The 17,519-nt window shown below is 64.1% G+C and carries 13 protein-coding genes and 4 tRNA genes; 6 read left to right on the forward strand and 11 right to left on the reverse strand.

Annotation, left to right across the window (positions count from 1 at the left end; all coding sequences use genetic code 11):
* Window positions 1-298: 298 nt before the first annotated feature.
* The 11 genes from IP92_RS15075 to IP92_RS15125 form a co-directional block, all read right to left on the reverse strand.
* A tRNA-Asp gene (locus tag IP92_RS15075) sits at window positions 299-375 on the reverse strand.
* A gap of 42 nt (window positions 376-417) precedes the next feature.
* A tRNA-Asp gene (locus IP92_RS15080) sits at window positions 418-494 on the reverse strand.
* A gap of 49 nt (window positions 495-543) precedes the next feature.
* Window positions 544-619, reverse strand: a tRNA-Val gene (locus tag IP92_RS15085).
* 80 nt (window positions 620-699) lie between these two features.
* A complete protein-coding gene (locus IP92_RS15090; RefSeq protein ID WP_107142294.1) occupies window positions 700-972 on the reverse strand; it encodes an HU family DNA-binding protein in 273 nt (90 codons plus the stop codon).
* A gap of 231 nt (window positions 973-1,203) precedes the next feature.
* On the reverse strand, window positions 1,204-3,615 hold the full coding sequence (gene lon / locus IP92_RS15095) for an endopeptidase La (protein WP_145876289.1): 2,412 nt from the start codon (window positions 3,613-3,615) through the stop codon (window positions 1,204-1,206).
* Window positions 3,616-3,900: 285 nt separating this feature from the next.
* The gene (gene clpX / locus IP92_RS15100; RefSeq protein ID WP_145876292.1) at window positions 3,901-5,169 is read right to left on the reverse strand and encodes an ATP-dependent Clp protease ATP-binding subunit ClpX; all 1,269 of its coding nucleotides are present in this window, start codon (window positions 5,167-5,169) and stop codon (window positions 3,901-3,903) included.
* 236 nt (window positions 5,170-5,405) lie between these two features.
* The gene (gene clpP, locus IP92_RS15105) at window positions 5,406-6,023 is read right to left on the reverse strand and encodes an ATP-dependent Clp endopeptidase proteolytic subunit ClpP (protein ID WP_371860940.1); all 618 of its coding nucleotides are present in this window, start codon (window positions 6,021-6,023) and stop codon (window positions 5,406-5,408) included.
* Window positions 6,024-6,133: 110 nt separating this feature from the next.
* The gene (gene tig, locus IP92_RS15110) at window positions 6,134-7,474 is read right to left on the reverse strand and encodes a trigger factor (protein ID WP_145876296.1); all 1,341 of its coding nucleotides are present in this window, start codon (window positions 7,472-7,474) and stop codon (window positions 6,134-6,136) included.
* A 31-nt stretch (window positions 7,475-7,505) separates the two neighbouring features.
* Window positions 7,506-7,592 (reverse strand) — tRNA-Leu (locus IP92_RS15115).
* Window positions 7,593-7,916: 324 nt separating this feature from the next.
* Window positions 7,917-11,003: an efflux RND transporter permease subunit gene (locus IP92_RS15120; protein WP_145876298.1), complete on the reverse strand. Its 3,087-nt coding sequence runs from the start codon at window positions 11,001-11,003 to the stop codon at window positions 7,917-7,919.
* On the reverse strand, window positions 11,000-12,151 hold the full coding sequence (locus IP92_RS15125) for an efflux RND transporter periplasmic adaptor subunit (RefSeq protein ID WP_229418800.1): 1,152 nt from the start codon (window positions 12,149-12,151) through the stop codon (window positions 11,000-11,002). Before IP92_RS15125 ends, IP92_RS15120 begins: the two co-directional genes overlap by 4 nt.
* Window positions 12,152-12,314: 163 nt before the next feature.
* On the opposite strand from IP92_RS15125, the gene hpnC reads away from it, so the two are divergent.
* The 6 genes from hpnC to IP92_RS15150 all read left to right on the forward strand — a co-directional run bounded on the left by hpnC (window position 12,315) and on the right by IP92_RS15150 (window position 17,300).
* Complete coding sequence (gene hpnC, locus IP92_RS15130) at window positions 12,315-13,139, forward strand: squalene synthase HpnC (protein WP_145876300.1); 825 nt, start codon at window positions 12,315-12,317, stop codon at window positions 13,137-13,139.
* Window positions 13,140-13,196: 57 nt separating this feature from the next.
* Complete coding sequence (gene hpnD, locus IP92_RS15135; RefSeq protein WP_145876302.1) at window positions 13,197-14,030, forward strand: presqualene diphosphate synthase HpnD; 834 nt, start codon at window positions 13,197-13,199, stop codon at window positions 14,028-14,030.
* Window positions 14,031-14,132: 102 nt separating this feature from the next.
* The gene (hpnE, locus tag IP92_RS15140) at window positions 14,133-15,473 is read left to right on the forward strand and encodes a hydroxysqualene dehydroxylase HpnE (RefSeq protein WP_229418801.1); all 1,341 of its coding nucleotides are present in this window, start codon (window positions 14,133-14,135) and stop codon (window positions 15,471-15,473) included.
* Window positions 15,474-15,577: 104 nt separating this feature from the next.
* A complete protein-coding gene (locus IP92_RS30655) occupies window positions 15,578-15,700 on the forward strand; it encodes a hypothetical protein (protein ID WP_260071211.1) in 123 nt (40 codons plus the stop codon).
* A 15-nt stretch (window positions 15,701-15,715) separates the two neighbouring features.
* Window positions 15,716-16,486 carry a DUF1700 domain-containing protein gene (locus IP92_RS15145; RefSeq protein ID WP_145876304.1) on the forward strand — a complete coding sequence of 257 codons (771 nt, stop codon included), beginning with the start codon at window positions 15,716-15,718 and terminating at the stop codon, window positions 16,484-16,486.
* A gap of 1 nt (window position 16,487) precedes the next feature.
* Window positions 16,488-17,300, forward strand: coding sequence for a head GIN domain-containing protein (locus IP92_RS15150; protein WP_307724855.1), 813 nt, complete (start codon window positions 16,488-16,490; stop codon window positions 17,298-17,300).
* Window positions 17,301-17,519: the final 219 nt, after the last annotated feature.

Here is a 17,519-nt window from a genome sequence, read left to right on the forward strand (position 1 = left end):
AGCGAGGGGTAGCGGAGCGAGGGGTAGCGGAGCGAGGGGTAGCGGAGCGAGGGGTAGCGGAGCGAGGGGTTAGCGAAGCGAGAGTACGTTGGAGCGGAGCGTAAAGGCCTGAAGTGAGAAAGCCCGGTGCGCCGGGCTTTCGAGTGTTCAAAGCGGACGGGACTCGCCGACATCCTGCCGGCCGCGGTTTCGCCTGCAGGCGAAACCCTTCGAGGCCCGCCGGGCTCCCCGCAGGGGGAGCCCTCCGCTGCGCCAGAATGCAAAAAAGCCCGGCAAGCCGGGCTTTTTTTGCTTATTCTGGCGGAGCGGACGGGGCTCGAACCCGCGACCCCCGGCGTGACAGGCCGGTATTCTAACCAACTGAACTACCGCTCCAGGTAGTGCTTCTTCTCGAAGCGAAATGCTGTTCGTTTTTGCTGGCGGAGCGGACGGGGCTCGAACCCGCGACCCCCGGCGTGACAGGCCGGTATTCTAACCAACTGAACTACCGCTCCTGCAAAAACGATTTACACGGTTTTTACCGCTGCCCGGCCGTGTCCGGACTGGTGGGCGCTGAGAGGGTCGAACTCCCGACCTAATCCTTGTAAGGGATCCGCTCTACCAACTGAGCTAAGCGCCCAACGAACGTGATCGCAACAAGCTAGAACTTAAAGCTCGAGTTCAACGCCCGATTCGGTGCGGCGTGCGCACCGAAGTCCATTAGTTTACAGCATCTTTCAGCGCTTTACCAGCCTTAAATTTCGGTACTTTCGCTGCATCGATCGTGATCTCTTCCTTGGTGCGCGGGTTGCGGCCGGTACGGGCAGCGCGCTCGCTCACCATGAAGGTGCCGAAGCCGACCAGGGTGACGCTGTCGTTCTTGGCCAGAGTGGTGGTTACGCCATCGATCATCGCGTCCAGGGCGCGCGCCGCGGCCGCCTTGGAGATGTCAGCGGAAGTCGCGATATGGTCGATCAGTTCAGTCTTGTTCACAGCATGTTCCCCGTCACAAAGGTTTAAATCGTTTATACCGTTTGCGACGACGCCGCAGACGGTACTTGTTAAGGCAGAGAAAAATCTCAGGCCGTATTAGACAGGGGCGCTTCACTCTGTGTCAAGGCTGCAAGATGTAAAAAATGACTGGAGAAAATAAAAAAAAGAGCGCCGGAAGTTCCCTTCCGGCGCCCTTTTCCGCTCAGCTTATGATCAGCTTGCTAACGGTACTTAGTGTTTCACCACTTCCGTCTGGCCGTCCGGCTTCTGCGCCGCGGCAGGCACCGCCTCGACCGCGGGCACGTCCGCGAGCGGCTCCGGCTGGCGTTCCAGCGCCACTTCAAGCACCTTGTCGATCCAGCGCACGGGCACGATCTCGAGCTTGTTCTTGACGTTGTCCGGGATCTCGGCCAGGTCCTTCACGTTCTGCTCGGGGATCAGCACCGTCTTGATGCCGCCGCGATGCGCCGCCAGCAGCTTCTCCTTCAGGCCGCCGATCGGCAACACCTCGCCGCGCAGCGTGATCTCGCCCGTCATCGCCACGTCGGCACGCACGGGGATGCCGGTGAACACCGACACCATCGCCGTCGTCATCGCGATGCCGGCGGACGGACCGTCCTTCGGCGTCGCGCCTTCCGGCACGTGGATGTGGATGTCCTGCTTCTCGAACGCTTCAGGCTTGATGCCCAGGCGCTGCGCACGGCTCCGTACCACGGTGCGGGCGGCTTCGATCGATTCCTTCATCACGTCGCCCAAGGTACCCGTGCGGATCACGTTGCCCTTGCCCGGCATCGTCACCGACTCGATCGTCAGCAGCTCGCCGCCCACTTCCGTGTAGGCGAGGCCGACCACCTGGCCTACCTGGTTGTCCTTCTCGGCCACGCCGAAGTCGTAGCGGCGCACGCCCAGGAACTTGTCCAGGTTCTTCGGCGTGACGGCCACCTTCTTCTCGGTCTTCTTCAGCAACAGCAGCTTGACGACCTTGCGGCAGATCTTCGACACCTCGCGTTCCAGCGAACGCACGCCGGCTTCGCGGGTGTAGTAGCGGATCACGTCGCGGATGGCCGCTTCGGACACCGTGATCTCGCCTTCCTTCAGGCCGTTGTTCTTGATCTGCTTCGGCAGCAGGTAGCGCAGCGCGATGCTGGTCTTCTCGTCTTCCGTGTAACCGGACAGGCGGATCACTTCCATCCGGTCCAGCAGTGCCGGCGGGATGTTGTACGAGTTCGACGTCGCCACGAACATCACGTCGGACAGGTCGAAGTCCACCTCGATGTAGTGGTCCGAGAACGTGTGGTTCTGTTCCGGGTCCAGCACCTCGAGCAGCGCGGCCGACGGATCGCCGCGGAAGTCCGCGCCCATTTTGTCGATCTCGTCCAGCAGGAACAGCGGGTTGCGTACGCCGACTTTCGACAGCGACTGCAGCACCTTGCCCGGCATCGAGCCGATGTAGGTACGGCGGTGACCGCGGATCTCGGCTTCGTCGCGCACGCCACCCAATGCCATCCGCACGTACTTGCGGTTGGTGGCACGGGCGATCGACTGGCCCAGCGACGTCTTGCCGACGCCCGGAGGACCGACGAAGCACAGGATCGGCGCCTTCAGCTTGTCGACGCGTTGCTGCACCGCGAGGTATTCCAGGATGCGTTCCTTGACCTTCTCGAGGCCGTAGTGATCCGTCTCCAGCACCTTCTCGGCGTTGGACAGGTCGCTGTTGACCTTCGACTTCTTCTTCCACGGCAGCGACACCAGGGTGTCGATGTAGTTGCGCACGACGGTCGCCTCGGCGGACATCGGCGACATCAGCTTCAGTTTCTTCAGTTCGGCATTGGCCTTGTCCAGTGCCTCTTTCGGCATCTTGGCGGCTTGCACCTTCTTCTCGAGTTCGTCAAAATCGGCGCCCTCTTCGCCTTCGCCCAGTTCCTTCTGGATGGCCTTGACCTGTTCGTTCAGGTAGTACTCGCGCTGCGACTTTTCCATCTGGCGCTTGACGCGGCCACGGATGCGCTTCTCGACCTGCAGGATGTCCAGCTCGCCTTCCAGCTGGCCCAGCAGATGCTCCAGGCGTTTCGCAACGTTGAAGATCTCCAGGATGACCTGCTTCTGCTCGAGCTTGAGCGGCAGGTGCGCGGCAACGGTGTCGGCCAGGCGGCCGGCGTCGTCGATGCCCGACAGGGATGCGAGGATCTCGGGCGGAATCTTTTTGTTCAGTTTGACGTACTGGTCGAACTGCTGGACGATCGCGCGGCGCATCGCCTCGATCTCGGAATCGTCGCCGATCTCGGAGTCCAGCGGTTGCAGCTCAGCCACAAAGTGCGTCGGCGTATCGGTAATCTTGCGGATGCGTGCACGCTGCGCGCCTTCGACGAGCACCTTGACGGTGCCATCGGGCAGTTTCAGCATTTGCAGGATGTTGGCGACGCAGCCGATCTCGTAAATGTCGGCAGGGGACGGCTCGTCCTTGGCGGCTGCCTTCTGTGCGGCAAGCATGATGCTCTTGCCCTGCTCCATTGCCGCTTCCAGCGCCTTGATCGATTTTGGACGCCCCACGAACAGGGGTATCACCATATGCGGGAAAACGACGACATCCCGTAAAGGCAACAACGGCAGTTGGGTCTGCTCAGTTAATTTGGAAGTTGTCATGGCGTACCTTATGTAAAAGCATGTTTATGATGTAGGCACTCGCAGCCGAATCACAAGACCCGCGGCCAGAATAATTTCCGACAATACATAATTGCTGAAAATCTAGCCAGCGTTGCTCTAAAAGAAGAGGCAAATAAAAAAGCCACGCGCGACAGGCGCCGCGAGTGGCTTTCCGAGTGAAGCCTGCTTCTCTTATTGGTTTCGATTGTACTGCGTTGCCCTACGGATGCAAAACGCTTTTTACGAGCAGTGTGCAGTCCTTAGTTTCTTGGCCATTCAATCGTTTCAGTTCTCGCCAGACGCTTTCGGCGATTCCTGATAAATCAACAAGGGCTTTGCACCTTGGGTAATCGTGTTTTCATCGATCACCACCTTGGTGACATTCTGCTGATTCGGCAGGTCATACATCACGTCCAGCAGCGCGTGCTCGAGAATCGAGCGCAGGCCGCGTGCGCCGGTCTTGCGGGCCAGCGCCTTCTTCGCGATCGCATGCAGTGCGGCCGGACGGATTTCCAGTTCGGCGCCTTCCATTTCCAGCAGCTTGCTGTATTGCTTGACCAGCGCGTTCTTCGGCTCGATCAGGATCTGGATCAGCGCCTCTTCCGTCAGTTCCGACAGCGTGGCGACGACCGGCAGGCGGCCCACCAGCTCGGGAATCAGGCCGAACTTGATCAGGTCTTCCGGTTCCGCTTCCAGCATGATGTCGGACGCGGTGCGCTGCTCCTTGCTCTTCACGGTCGCCGAGAAGCCGATCCCGCTCTTCTCGGAACGGTTCGAGATGATCTTCGCCAGGCCGTCGAACGCGCCGCCGCAGATGAACATGATGTTCGTCGTGTCGATCTGCACGAAGTCCTGGTTCGGGTGCTTGCGGCCGCCCTGCGGCGGCACGGAGGCCATCGTGCCTTCGATCAGCTTCAGCAGCGCCTGCTGCACGCCTTCGCCGGACACGTCGCGCGTGATCGACGGGTTGTCCGACTTGCGCGAGATCTTGTCGATCTCGTCGATGTAGACGATGCCGCGTTGCGCTTTCTCAACGTCGTAGTTGCAGCTCTGCAACAGCTTCTGGATGATGTTCTCGACGTCCTCGCCCACGTAGCCCGCTTCCGTCAGCGTGGTCGCGTCGGCGATCACGAACGGCACGTTCAGCATGCGGGCCAGCGTCTGCGCGAGCAGCGTCTTGCCGGAACCGGTCGGGCCGACGAGCAGGATGTTGCTCTTGGCCAGCTCGACATCATCCTTCTTGCCCAGGTGTTTCAGGCGCTTGTAGTGGTTGTACACGGCCACGGACAGGATGCGCTTGGCCGTCAGCTGGCCGATCACGTACTGGTCCAGCAGTTCGGCGATCTCGTGCGGGGTCGGCAGGTCCGACTTCGCGCCCGTGACGGATTCGATGCTGGACGTCTCGTCGCGGATGATGTCATTGCACAAATCAATGCACTCGTCGCAGATGAAGACGGAGGGCCCGGCGATCAGCTTCTTGACCTCGTGCTGGCTCTTGCCGCAGAACGAGCAGTACAGGAGTTTTTCGCCGCTGGAAGATTTTTTGTCGGACATGGGACGTTTTCTTTAGTTACAAGAATGGTGCAGACCAAGAATGAAAAGCACCGGCGCGCGCACGGAAATCGAACCCCCGCACGCACTGGCGCATGTGATCAGGCAAGAAGTCCTGCACACAACCACATGCTACCCGAAATAAAAATAAAACGCCCGGAACGGTGTAGCGTCCGGGCGTTTTTTTCGCTTTTCGCGTGACGCGCTATGCTATCGCTTGGGGTGGCGCTTGAGCTGCGTCAAGCGCGGGTCGTCAACACCTTGTCGATCAGGCCATACTCGGCCGCCTCGTCGCCAGACATGAACCGGTCGCGGTCCGTGTCCTTGGCGATCTGGTCGATCGTCTGGCCCGTGCGTTCGGCCAGGATGCTGTTCAGGCGATGGCGCAGGTACAGGATTTCCTTGGCCTGGATCTCGATGTCGGACGCCTGGCCTTGCGAGCCGCCTGACGGCTGGTGGATCATGATGCGGGAGTTCGGCAGCGAGAAGCGCTTGCCCTTCGCGCCGGCGGCCAGCAGGAAGGCGCCCATCGAGGCGGCCATGCCCGTGCACAGCGTCGACACATCCGGTTTGATGAACTGCATCGTGTCGAAGATCGCCAGGCCGGCGGAAACGGAACCGCCGGGCGAGTTGATGTACAGCGAAATATCCTTGTCGGGATTTTCGCTTTCCAGGAACAACAGCTGCGCCACGATCAGGTTGGCCATCTGGTCGTTGACCGGGCCTACCATGAATACCACGCGCTCCTTCAGGAGGCGCGAGTAGATGTCATACGAGCGTTCGCCACGACCGCTCTGTTCGATGACCATCGGCACCAGGCCGAGCATTTCCGTGTCCAGTGCCGGATTGCGGTTCATTCCGATCATTCCTTTTCCTTGTGAAGCGCACCGGCCGGCTGGCGTCCGCGGCGCGGAACGGCCAGCCGGCCGGTGCCGGATGTTTGCAGGGGGGTGACCTAACTACGACTTCAGCCCTGTGCTGCGCTTCCCATCAGTTCGTCGAACGGGACTTCCTTCGCCGACGTCTTCGACAGGCCCAGGACGTAAGTAACGACGTTTTCTTCCAATACAAGGGCTTCCACTTCAGCGAGGCGGCGACGGTCGCTGTAGTAGTACTTCAGCACTTCGCGCGGATCTTCGTAGCTCTGGGCGAAGTCCTCGATCTGCGCCTTCACCTGCTCAGGCGTCGCCTGCAGGTTGTTGTCGCCGACCAGCTTGGACAGGATCAGGCCCAGGCGCACGCGGCGCTCGGCCTTGTCCTTGAACAGCTCTGGAGGGAATGGTACATCTTTTACGTTCATGCCGCGGGCAGCCATGTCCTGGCGGGTCATCTCGGCCAGGCGCTCGGTGTCCTGGGCGATCAGCGCTTGCGGCACGTCCAGCGTGGCGGTCTTGACCAGCGCGTCCATCACGGCTTCCTTGTTGCGCGCCTTGACGCGGCCGTTGACTTCACGTTCCAGGTTGACCTTGATGTCCTCGCGCATCTTGGCCAGGTCGCCATCGGCCACGCCCAGCGACTTCGCGAATTCCGCGTCGACTTCCGGCAGGTGCGCCCATTCCAGCTTCTTCAGCGTGATCGTGAATTCGGCGGTTTTGCCGGCCACGTCCTTGCCATGGTAGTCCTCCGGGAAGGCCAGCGGGAACGTCTTCGATTCGCCCACTTTCAGGCCCACGGTGGCTGCCTCGAATTCCGGCAGCATGCGGCCTTCGCCCAGCACGAACGTGTAGTCTTCGGCCTTGCCGCCGGCGAATTCCTCGCCGTCGATCTTGCCGACGAAGTCCACGGTCACGCGGTCGCCGTTGGCGGCCACGGCTTCGCCGCCGTCGCCATGCTCGCCTGCCTCACCCTTGGTGTGGAAGTGCACGCGCTGCTTGCGCAGGATGTCGATCGTCTTGTCGATCTCGACGTCGGTCACGGTCGACGTCACGGTCTCGATCTCGGCCTGGGACAGGTCGCCGATCTCGACTTCCGGATACACCTCGAACGTCGCATCGAACGTCAGCTGGCCTTCCGGCGAGCCTTCCTTCGGCTCGATCTTCGGGAAACCTGCCACGCGCAGGTTGTTCTCGTTGGCGGCGTCGTTGAAAGCGCGGCCGACTTTGTCGTTCAGCACTTCGGTCTCGATCTGGTAGCCGTACTGGGCCGCGACCATCTTCATCGGCACCTTACCCGGGCGGAAGCCGGGAGCACGAGCGGACTTGGCCTGCACCTTCAGGCGCTTTTCCACTTCGGAGCGGACATCCGCCAGCGGGAAGGAAATCGTGAGACGGCGTTCGAGTTTGCCCAGGTTTTCGACAGCAGTTGCCATGTAAAAATCGTCCAAAAAATGTAAATACTGTTGGTGCGAGGAGGGGGACTCGAACCCCCACACCATTGCTGGCGTCAGGACCTAAACCTGGTGCGTCTACCAATTTCGCCATCCTCGCGCTGGAGGGGACCTCGAAAAAAACCGCGCAAGGTTGTACGCATATAAATGCATACCGCGCGGCATCTTTCGGGGTCCCCGGCACAAAAGCAAAGGGCGACCATTAAGTGAAAACGGGTCGCCCTACCCTGCGCTACACAGGGGCTTTCAACTTCAACACGGTATTTTACTGGTTTTTCCAGAGAATGGGGATGAAATTTGACGTTTCACCAACTCATCATAGGGTCAGACCCGCCGGGTCTGACCCAAGCCGTTGATTATTGGGGTGAAGGCCAAATTCAAACCCAAAAAGCAGAGTCTTGGGTCGGACCCAACGGGTCCGACCCTATACTGGCTTTTTCACCCGGAACCACGCCGCATACAACGCCGGCAGGAACAGCAAGGTCAGCGCCGTCGCCAGCACCAGGCCGCCCATGATCGCCACCGCCATCGGGCCCCAGAACACGGAACGCGATAACGGGATCATCGCCAGCGCCGCGGCGGCGGCCGTCAGCAGGATCGGGCGGCAGCGCCGCACGGCCGATTCGACGATCGCATCCCACGGCGTGCTGCCCGCCTTGATGTCCTGCTCGATCTGGTCGACGAGGATCACCGAGTTCCGGATGATCATGCCGAACAGCGCGATGATGCCCAGGTTCGCGACGAAGCCCAGCGGCCGGTGCAACAGCAGCAGCGCGAACGCGGCCCCGGCCACGCCCAGGGGCCCCGTCAGGAACACCAGCAAGGCGCGCGAGAAGCTGTGCAGCTGCAGCATCAGCAACGTGAAGATCAGGAACAGCGCCAGCGGCAGGTTCACCGAGATCGACTGCTCCGCCTCGCCGGAATCGGACGCGGCGCCCTTCTCCTCGATCTTGTAGCCGGCCGGCAGGTGCGCGCGCAATTCGTCCAGCTTAGGATTGATCTGGCCCGACACCGTCGGCCCCTGGATGCCTTCGACGACGTCGGCCTGCACCGTGATCGCCCATTCGCGCCCGAGGCGCCAGACGACGCCCGGCTCCCACACGAAGTGCACTCTGGCCAGCTGCGAGATCGGCACCGACTTGCCGCTCGCGGTCGGCACGTTGGTGTTGTTCAGCGCTTCCATCGTTTCGCGCTCGGCCAGCGGCTGGCGCACCTGGATGTCGATGAGGCGGATGCCTTCGCGGAACTGGCCGACCGTGGTGCCGGACAGGATCGTGTTCGCCACCCGCATCACCGTCTGCGTCGTCACGCCCAGCGCGCGCATCTTGTCCTGGTCCAGGTCCAGCCGCAGCACTTTGACGGACTCGTTCCAGTTGTCGTTGACACCCACCGTGCTGGCATTGGCGCGCATCACGTCCTTGACCTGGTCCGCGATCGTACGCACCTTGTCCACTTCCGTGCCGGTGACGCGGAACTGCACCGGATACGGCACCGGCGGCCCGTTCGGCAGCAGCTTCACGCGGCCGCGCACTTCCGGGAAGTCTTCCTTGAACGCCCGCGTGATCTTCTGGCGCAGCGCCTCGCGGGCATGCAGGTCCCGCGGCAGCACGACGATCTGCGACACGTTCGATTGCGGGAAGATCTGGTCCAGCGGCAGGTAGAAGCGCGGGCTGCCGGTACCGACGTAGCTCGTCACCGACACGACGCCCGGCTGCTTGCGGATGAACGCCTCGAATTTCTTCACCTGCGCCTCGTTGTACGAGAAGGCCGTGCCTTCCGGCGACCACATCTCCACCATCAGCTCGGGCCGCGACGAATCGGGGAAGAACTGCTTCTCTATGAAGTTGAAGCCGTACACACCCAGCGCGAAGACCAGCAGCGTCGCCGCGATCGTCGTCTTGCGCCACGTGACGCACCAGTTCACGACGCGGCGGAACTTGCGGTAGCCCGGCGTATCGAAGACGTCGTGGCCATGCTCGCCCGGCGCGTGCGGCTGCACCTTCAACAGCACGTAGCCGATGTAGGGCGTGAACGTCACGGCCGCGACCCACGACGTGATCAGCGCGATCGCATTCACCGAGAACAGCGAGAACGTGTACTCGCCGGCGGCCGATTTCGCCAGGCCGATCGGCAGGAAGCCGGCCACCGTGATCAGCGTACCCGTCAGCATCGGGAATGCCGTCGACGTGTAGGCGAACGTGGCGGCCTCGAAGCGCGACAGGCCCTCCTCCATCTTCCGCACCATCATCTCGACGGCGATGATCGCGTCGTCGACCAAGAGGCCCAGTGCGATGATCAGCGCGCCCAGCGAGATCTTGTGCAGGTCGATGTCGAGCATGCGCATGAACAGGAACGTCACGGCGAGCACCAGCGGGATTGTCAGCGCGACGACGAGGCCGGGCCGCACGTCCAGGCGCAGCTTCGGTTTGGTGTGCAGGCCGAGCGCCACGAAGCTGACGGCCAGCACGATCAGCACGGCTTCGATCAACGTGTGCACGAACTCGCCGACGGACGCCGTGACGGCCTGCGGCTGGTCGGACACGCGTTCGAGTTCGATACCGACCGGCAGCTTCTTCTTCAGTTCCGTGACTGTCTGCTCGAGCTCCTTGCCCATCACGATGATATTGCCGCCCTTTTCCATCGATACGCCCAGGCCGATCACTTCCTTGCCGTTGAAGCGCATCTTGTCGCGCGGCGGGTCCTGGTATTCGCGCTTGATCGTCGCGAAGTCGCCCAGCCGGAACGTGGTGCCGTCGGCGCGCAGCTGCAGGTTCTCCAGGTCCTTCACGGTGGTCAGCGCCCCCGTCACACGCACCTGCAGATTGTCCGTCGGCGTGACCAGCGTGCCGGTCGAGGCGATCGCGTTCTGGGTCTGGATCTGGTTGACGATCTGGTCGAACGGAATGCCCAGCTGGGCGAACTTCTGGTGCGAGAATTCGATGTTGATCTTCTCGTCCTGCACGCCGAACAGCTCGACCTTCGACACCTTGCCGACCCGCAGCAGCTGCTGGCGCACGAAGTCCGCGTAATCCTTCATCTCGACATACGTGAAGCCGTCGCCGGACAGCGCGAAGATCGAGCCGTAGGTGTCGCCGAATTCATCGTTGAACGTGGGGCCGACGACGCCCTGCGGCAGCGTGGCGGCGATGTCGCCGACCTTCTTCCTGACCTGGTACCACGAGTTGGACGTTTCCTTCGGCGGCGTCGATTCGCGCAGCGACAGCATGATCAAGGTCTGGCCCGGCTTCGAATAGCTGCTGATCTCGTCGATGTACGGCGTCTCCTGCAGCTTCTTCTCCAGCTTGTCCGTGACCTGGTCGGCCATCTGCAACGCCGTCGCGCCCGGCCAGAACGCCTGCACCACCATCACGCGGAACGTGAACGGCGGGTCTTCGTCCTGCCCCAGGTTCTTATAACTGAGCATGCCGCCGATCAGCAGCACGGCGATCAGGTAGCGCGTCAGCGGGATGTGCTCCAGCGCCCAGCGCGACAGATTGAAGTCCTTCATCATGCCCCCTTGGCGGCGGCAGGTGCCGACTTGGGCACCGTCTTCTGCAGCTCGTCGCCGAGGATGCGCACCTTCTGGCCCGGTTTCAACAGGTGGACGCCGGCCGTGACGACCGTCTGGCCCGGCTGCACGCCGCTGCCGATCACCAGGTCGTTGCCGTCCGCGCCCGTCACCGTGACGGGCACCAGCTTGACGGTGCCGCGCTCGACGACCCACACGGACGTCGCGTTCCGCTCATGGAACAGGGCCGTCAGCGGCACCTTCAGCTTCGGCTGCGCGGACGTCGACACGAACTGCACGACGGCCGTCATGCCCAGCTTGGCCTGCGTCAGCGCGGCCGGCAACGTGGCCTTGAACGTGTACGTACGGGTGGCGGGATCGGCCACCGGCGCCACTTCGCGGATCGTGGCGGGCACGGCCTGCTCCGGCGCGGCCCACAGCCGCACCTTCACGTCACGCACCGTGCGCAGCGCCTCGACGCTGTCTTCGGGCACGCCGAACACCACTTCCTTCTCGTCGGTGCGCGCCACTTTCACGACCGGCGTGCCCGCCTGCACCACCTGCCCCGCCTCCGCGGCCACGGCCGTGACGACGCCATCGACGTCCGCCACCAGGCTCGCATACCCTGTCTGGTTGGTCTGCTCGCGGTAGGCCGCGGCGGCCGCGTCGACATTGGCTTGCGCCGATTTGTAGGCCGACTCGCGCGCATCGAGCACGGCCTGCGCAACAAAGTTCTGGGCGCGCAGCTCGCGGTAGCGTTTCAGATCCGCCAGCGCCAGGTCGCGGCTCGTCTCGGCCGCGCGCAGCGTCGCGAGCGCCTGTGCCTGGCCCAGCTTCAGGTCCTGCGGGTCGAGCTGCATCAGCACCTGGCCCTTCCTGACGACGGCGCCCACGTCCACCTTGCGGGTGACGATCTTGCCTGGCACGCGAAAGCCCAGCTGCGATTCATAGCGCGGCCGCACCTCGCCGGAGAACTCGGCGTTGACGTCGACGTCGGACGCCTGCAGCACGATGGCGCGCACGGGACGGATGTCTTCCGTCTTCTCGGCGGGTTTGGAACAGGCGGCCAGAAGGGTGGCCAACAGCGCGGCCGACAGCGCGGCGCCGGCGACGCCGATGGGGAACCGCAGGGGAAACTTCGGGACTTGCACGGTGTTTTCCTTCACTCTTGGTTCGGCTGCAATTGCAGCGGCGTCGCGGAGCCACTATGATTGCGGGCTGAAATTAAATGACTTTCCGTTAATTAACTCAAAAATTATAGACGGCAACTAGCCGTTTGCAAATGACTTTCGCGTCAGTTAGAGCGATCCCCCTATGGCAGTCGATCATTACGAAAACTTTCCCGTCGCGTCGCTGCTGCTGCCGCGCCGGCTTGTGCCGGCCGTCCAGGCCATCTATGCGTTCGCCCGCAGCGCCGACGACATCGCCGACGAAGGCCATGCGACACCCGAGCAGCGGCTGGCCGCGCTGAAGGAGTACGAGGCGGCGCTCGTGCATGTCGAACTGGGCAAGCCGCCCGGCGATCCGCTGTTCCAGCGCCTGGCCGCGACGATCGCCGCGCACGACCTGCCGTTCCGGCCGCTCCACGACCTGCTGTCCGCGTTTCGCCAGGACGTGACGGTACACCGCTACCAGAGCTACGCCGAGCTGCTCGATTATTGCCGCCGCTCGGCCAACCCGGTCGGCGTGCTGATGCTGCACCTGTACGGCGCCGCCACGGCCGAGAACGTGCGCGACTCGGATGCGATCTGCACCGCCCTGCAACTCATCAACTTCTGGCAAGACGTCGCGATCGACCAGGAAAAAGAGCGTATCTACATACCGATGGAAGATCTGGCGCGCTTCGTGATCTCGCCCGCGCACCTGCACGACCCGGGCGCGCACGGCAAGTGGCGCGCGCTGATGCGCTTCGAGATCGAACGGACGCGCGCGCTGATGCTGTCCGGTGCACCGCTGGCGCTGCGCCTGCCGGGCCGCATCGGCCTGGAACTGCGGATGATCGTGCAAGGCGGGCTGCGCATCCTGGAAGCGATCGAGGAAGTGGACTACGACGTGTTCCGCCGCCGCCCCACGCTGGCGAGGGGCGACTGGCTGAAAGTTTTCTGGCGGGCCCTATGGATGCGCGACGCTTCCCTATAAAATGCCGCGCTTGCCTATAGAATAGCGGCTTTGACCGCGTAATATTGTAAAAATAACATGTCACCCGACGACTACTGCCAGCAGAAGGCCGCACAAAGCGGCTCGAGTTTTTATTACAGCTTCCTGTTCCTGCCGCCGGAGCGGCGGCGGGCGATCACGGCGCTGTATGCGTTCTGCCGAGAAGTGGACGACACGGTCGACGAATGCACCGACGAATCGCTGGCCCGCATCAAGCTGGCCTGGTGGCGCACCGAGGTCGCGGCCATGTACGACGGCAAGCCGACGCACCCGGTAACGCAGGCGCTGGCGCCCCACGTGGCGCCGTACACGCTGCGCCAGGAGCACATGCAGGCCATCATCGACGGCATGGAGATGGATCTGAACCAGACCCGCTACCTCGATTACGCGGGCATGTCGAAGTATTGCTGGCACGTGGCGGGTGTCGTCGGCATCCTGTCGGCCAGCATCTTCGGCGCCACCCGTCCGGAGACGCTGGTGTATGCCGAGAAGCTGGGCCACGCGTTCCAGCTGACGAACATCATCCGCGACGTGGGCGAGGATGCGCGCAAGGGCCGCATCTACCTGCCGATCAACGAGCTGCAGCAGTTCGGCGTGACGGCGGCGGACCTGCTGAACGCCCGCCACACGGACAACTTCACGAAGCTGATGGCCTTCCAGACGGCGCGCGCGCAACGTGCCTACGACGAGGCGTTCGCGCTGCTGCCGCGCGAAGACCGCCGCGCCCAGCGCCCCGGCCTGATCATGGCGGCGATCTACCGCACCCTGCTCGATGAAATCGAACGGGACGGCTTCCACGTGCTGAACCAGCGCATCTCGCTGACGCCGATCCGCAAGCTGTGGCTCGCCTGGAAAACCTGGGTCCGTGGCTGAGATGCGCCTCCAGAGCGGCCATGGCGGCGTTGCGGCGCCTTGCCGTACCGCGCGTACTTTCTGCGGCGTCGCGCCTTGCCCTGCCCACTCTGGAGGTGCATCGTGGGCTTACGCATAGCCGTCGTCGGCGGCGGCTGGGCCGGCTGCGCGGCGGCCGTCCAGCTGGTGCGCGGCGGCGCGCAGGTGACGCTGTACGAAGCGGCCCGCACGCTCGGTGGCCGCGCGCGCCGCATCGAAGCGGCCGGCCGCACGCTCGACAACGGCCAGCACATCATGCTGGGCGCCTACGACGACACGCTGCGGCTGATGCGCCGTGTCGGCGTCGAGCCGCGTCGCGCCGTCCTGTCCGTCCCGCTGCAGATGTGCTACCCGCCGGGCGGCATGCGCTTCGTCGCGCCCCGCCTGCCGGCGCCGCTGCACCTGGCCGTCGCGCTGCTGCGTGCCCGGGGCCTGACGGGCGCCGACAAGGTGGCGATGGCACGTTTTTCCACGACGGCGCGCTGGATGGGCTGGCGGCTGGACCACGATTGCACGGTCGCCGAACTGCTGGAGCGCTACGACCAGACCCCGACCTTGATCCGCCTGATGTGGCGCCCCCTGTGCCTGGCGGCGCTGAACACGCCGCCGGAGACGGCGTCCGCCAACGTCTTTCTTGCCGTGCTGCGCGACAGCCTGGGCGCGCGCCGCGCCGCCTCGGACATGCTGCTGCCGCGCCACGACCTCAGCGCGCTGTTCCCGGACGCGGCCGCGCGCTGGCTGGCCGCCCATGGCGCGACCGTGCACGCGGGCGCGAAAGTGGACCGGATCGCCCGTAATGCCGGCACCTGGCTCGTGACGGCGCAAGGCAGCGCCGTCGGCGGTGCGCTGGAGCAGGCATTCGACCAGGTCGTGCTGGCCACCTCGGCCGCCGCCGCGGCCACGCTGCTGGCCGGGTTGGATGCGGCTCTGGCGGCCCGGCTGGACGCTTTCAAACCCGAGCCGATCACCACCTGCTACCTGCAATACGGCTTGGCGGAGCGGCTGCCGCAACCGTTCTTCGCACTGGAAGATGTGCCGGAGGAAGGCCGCTGGGGCCAGTTCGTGTTCGACCGCGGCCAGCTCGAGCCTGGCCAGGCGGGCCTGTTCGCTGTCATCGTCAGCGCATCGGGCGCCGCGGCCGCGTTGCCGCAGGCGGAACTGGCAAGCGCCGTCGCGGCGCAGCTGGCGCAGGCGTTCGGCCGGCCCGGGCTGGCCAGCCCCGCGTGGACCAAGGTCGTCACCGAGAAGCGCGCCACGTATGCGTGCATGGCGGGTCTGGACCGCCCCGCCAACGTGACCGGCATGCCCGGCCTGCTGCTGGCCGGCGACTACACGGCGGGCGAGTATCCGGCCACGCTCGAGATGGCGGTGCGCAGCGGCATCGCCGCGGCGCGGGCCGCGCTGCCGTCCTGTCCCCGTCCATGACCGCCTGGTCCCCTGATTTTGCAGCCTGTCGCACGCGGCTGGCCCGCGCCATGCCGGACCGGTACAGTGGCACTATCGGATCAAACCAGGTACAAGGAACGGACATGAGACTCGCACTGACCAGCATCGCCGTCGTGGCCATCGTACTGCTCTGCGCAGCGGCGATCGTGCAGCTGGAAGCGCCCACCCATCCCGTCGCGCTGCCGCTGGCACTGAGCATGCACTGAACTAGGAAATATTGAATGGGCAAGCAGGATTACCTCGACGCGCTGGCCAAGGCCATGACGGGCCTGCCGCCGGAAACGGTGGCGAAAACGCTCGCCTATTACGAGCAGCGCTTCATCGACGGCGTCAATGCCGGGCGTGGCGAGACCGACATCGCGGCGGAACTGGATGATCCGCGCAAGATCGCGATGACCTTGCGCGCCAACGCCCACCTGGCCTCGTTCGAGCGCAAGAAGACGCCGCAGAGCTTTGCCCGGATGGCACTGTCGTTCGTTGGCCTGGCCATCTTCAACCTGTTCATGGTGGTGCCGGCGGCCGTGTTCATGGCACTGCTGGTGGCTGTCTACGTCAGCTCGTTCGCGTTCTACGTCAGCGGTATCGCCGTGACCGCGAGCGGCCTGGCCGGCGCCAACGAGATCGTCATGTCCGGGCCGCTGCACCGCGTCATCAACGACGAGGACGAAGGCCGCCAGCAAACCCGCGTGTCGATCGGCGAGCGCGGCATCGAGGTGACGCAGGAACGCCCGGCCGAGCTGCAGGAGGAAATCGACGACGAAACGAGCCGCTCCGGCAAGCTGCTGGACAATGCCGAGGCGATGGCCGACGGCAGCGTGCGCATCACGGTCGACCCGGAAGGCGCGTCCCGCGCGGCGCAGACGGCGATCGGCTTCGGCCTCGTGCTGGGCGGGATCGCGCTGTTCCTCGTGTCGCTCGTCGTCACCCGCTACACCGCCATCGGCCTGCGCCGCTACGTGCAGATGAATCACGCGCTGCTGCGGGGCCGCTGACATGCGTATCGCAACCCTGGTCAAGATCGGCCTGTCGCTGTTCGTCCTCGCGCTGGCGCTGATCGGCGTCACCTACACGATGCTGCGCGCGCAGGGCGTGGCCAACCCGTCGTCGACGGCTGGCCGGGTCACCCGCACCGAGGTGCGCGAGATCGGTCCGGGCATCACGGCGATCGACCTGCAAGGCCCGATCGACCTGACCTTGCGCCAGGGCAGCGCCCCGTCGCTGAAAGTGCGCGGCGAACAGCGCCTGCTGGGCAACGTGGCCACGACGCAGGAAGACGGCACGCTGCACATCGGCACGACCGGCATGGTGTTCCATCACCGCCGCCCGCTCCAGGTCGAACTCGTGCTGCCGTCGCTGAACGCCATCGCGATCCGGGGCAGCGGCGACAGCAATGTCTCCGGCTTTTCCGGCGAGCGGCTCGAGATCGTGCTGAACGGTTCCGGCGGCCTGTCGTTCTCCGGCCGCTACCGCCGCGTGGAAGCGGCCGTGCACGGCAACGGCGGCCTCGATTTGAAGGCCGGCAACGGCGACGACGTGCGCCTGGCGCTGTACGGTTCCGGCTCGATCAGCACCTCGGGCAGCTGCAATACGCTGTCCGCCGAACTGACCGGCTCGGGCACGGTCGATGCGCAGCACATGGCGTCGAACGACGTGACGGTCGACGTCAAGGGCTCCGGCACGGCCGAGGTATTCGCCCGCAAGTCGGCCGACATCACGATCGCCGGCAGCGGCGACGTCACCGTGTACGGCAACCCGGACCAGCGCAGCGTCAACCGCACCGGCTCCGGCTCCGTCACCTGGGATTAGTCCCGCTACACGTTTTCACGTCCTCCCGCCTCTGCCAAACGGAACAGGCAGATTCGTCCTACCCGCAGGAAAAATCGGCGTAGCATATTTCACATCAGAGCGCCGTACCACCCATCGGTAACGCGCGCCGGTCGTACGCTGCTGGGCCGTTGGACCATCACCCGAACCCACAGGGAGGCGCTATGCACCGCAACATCCTGCCCGACCGTCCACGCCCGC

This window comes from Pseudoduganella flava (assembly GCF_007830495.1).
GTDB classification, from domain to species: Bacteria; Pseudomonadota; Gammaproteobacteria; order Burkholderiales; family Burkholderiaceae_D; genus Rugamonas; species Rugamonas flava.

Excerpts from the sequence above, each read along its gene's own strand:
- lon (WP_145876289.1), bottom strand. The coding sequence starts at position 3,615 with ATGACAACTTCCAAATTAACTGAGCAGACCCAACTGCCGTTGTTGCCT.
- clpX (WP_145876292.1), bottom strand. The coding sequence starts at position 5,169 with ATGTCCGACAAAAAATCTTCCAGCGGCGAAAAACTCCTGTACTGCTCG.
- clpP (WP_371860940.1), bottom strand. The coding sequence starts at position 6,023 with ATGAACCGCAATCCGGCACTGGACACGGAAATGCTCGGCCTGGTGCCG.
- tig (WP_145876296.1), bottom strand. The coding sequence starts at position 7,474 with ATGGCAACTGCTGTCGAAAACCTGGGCAAACTCGAACGCCGTCTCACG.
- IP92_RS15120 (WP_145876298.1), bottom strand. The coding sequence starts at position 11,003 with ATGATGAAGGACTTCAATCTGTCGCGCTGGGCGCTGGAGCACATCCCG.
- hpnC (WP_145876300.1), top strand. The coding sequence starts at position 12,315 with ATGGCAGTCGATCATTACGAAAACTTTCCCGTCGCGTCGCTGCTGCTG.
- hpnD (WP_145876302.1), top strand. The coding sequence starts at position 13,197 with ATGTCACCCGACGACTACTGCCAGCAGAAGGCCGCACAAAGCGGCTCG.
- IP92_RS30655 (WP_260071211.1), top strand. The coding sequence starts at position 15,578 with ATGAGACTCGCACTGACCAGCATCGCCGTCGTGGCCATCGTACTGCTC.
- IP92_RS15145 (WP_145876304.1), top strand. The coding sequence starts at position 15,716 with ATGGGCAAGCAGGATTACCTCGACGCGCTGGCCAAGGCCATGACGGGC.
- IP92_RS15150 (WP_307724855.1), top strand. The coding sequence starts at position 16,488 with ATGCGTATCGCAACCCTGGTCAAGATCGGCCTGTCGCTGTTCGTCCTC.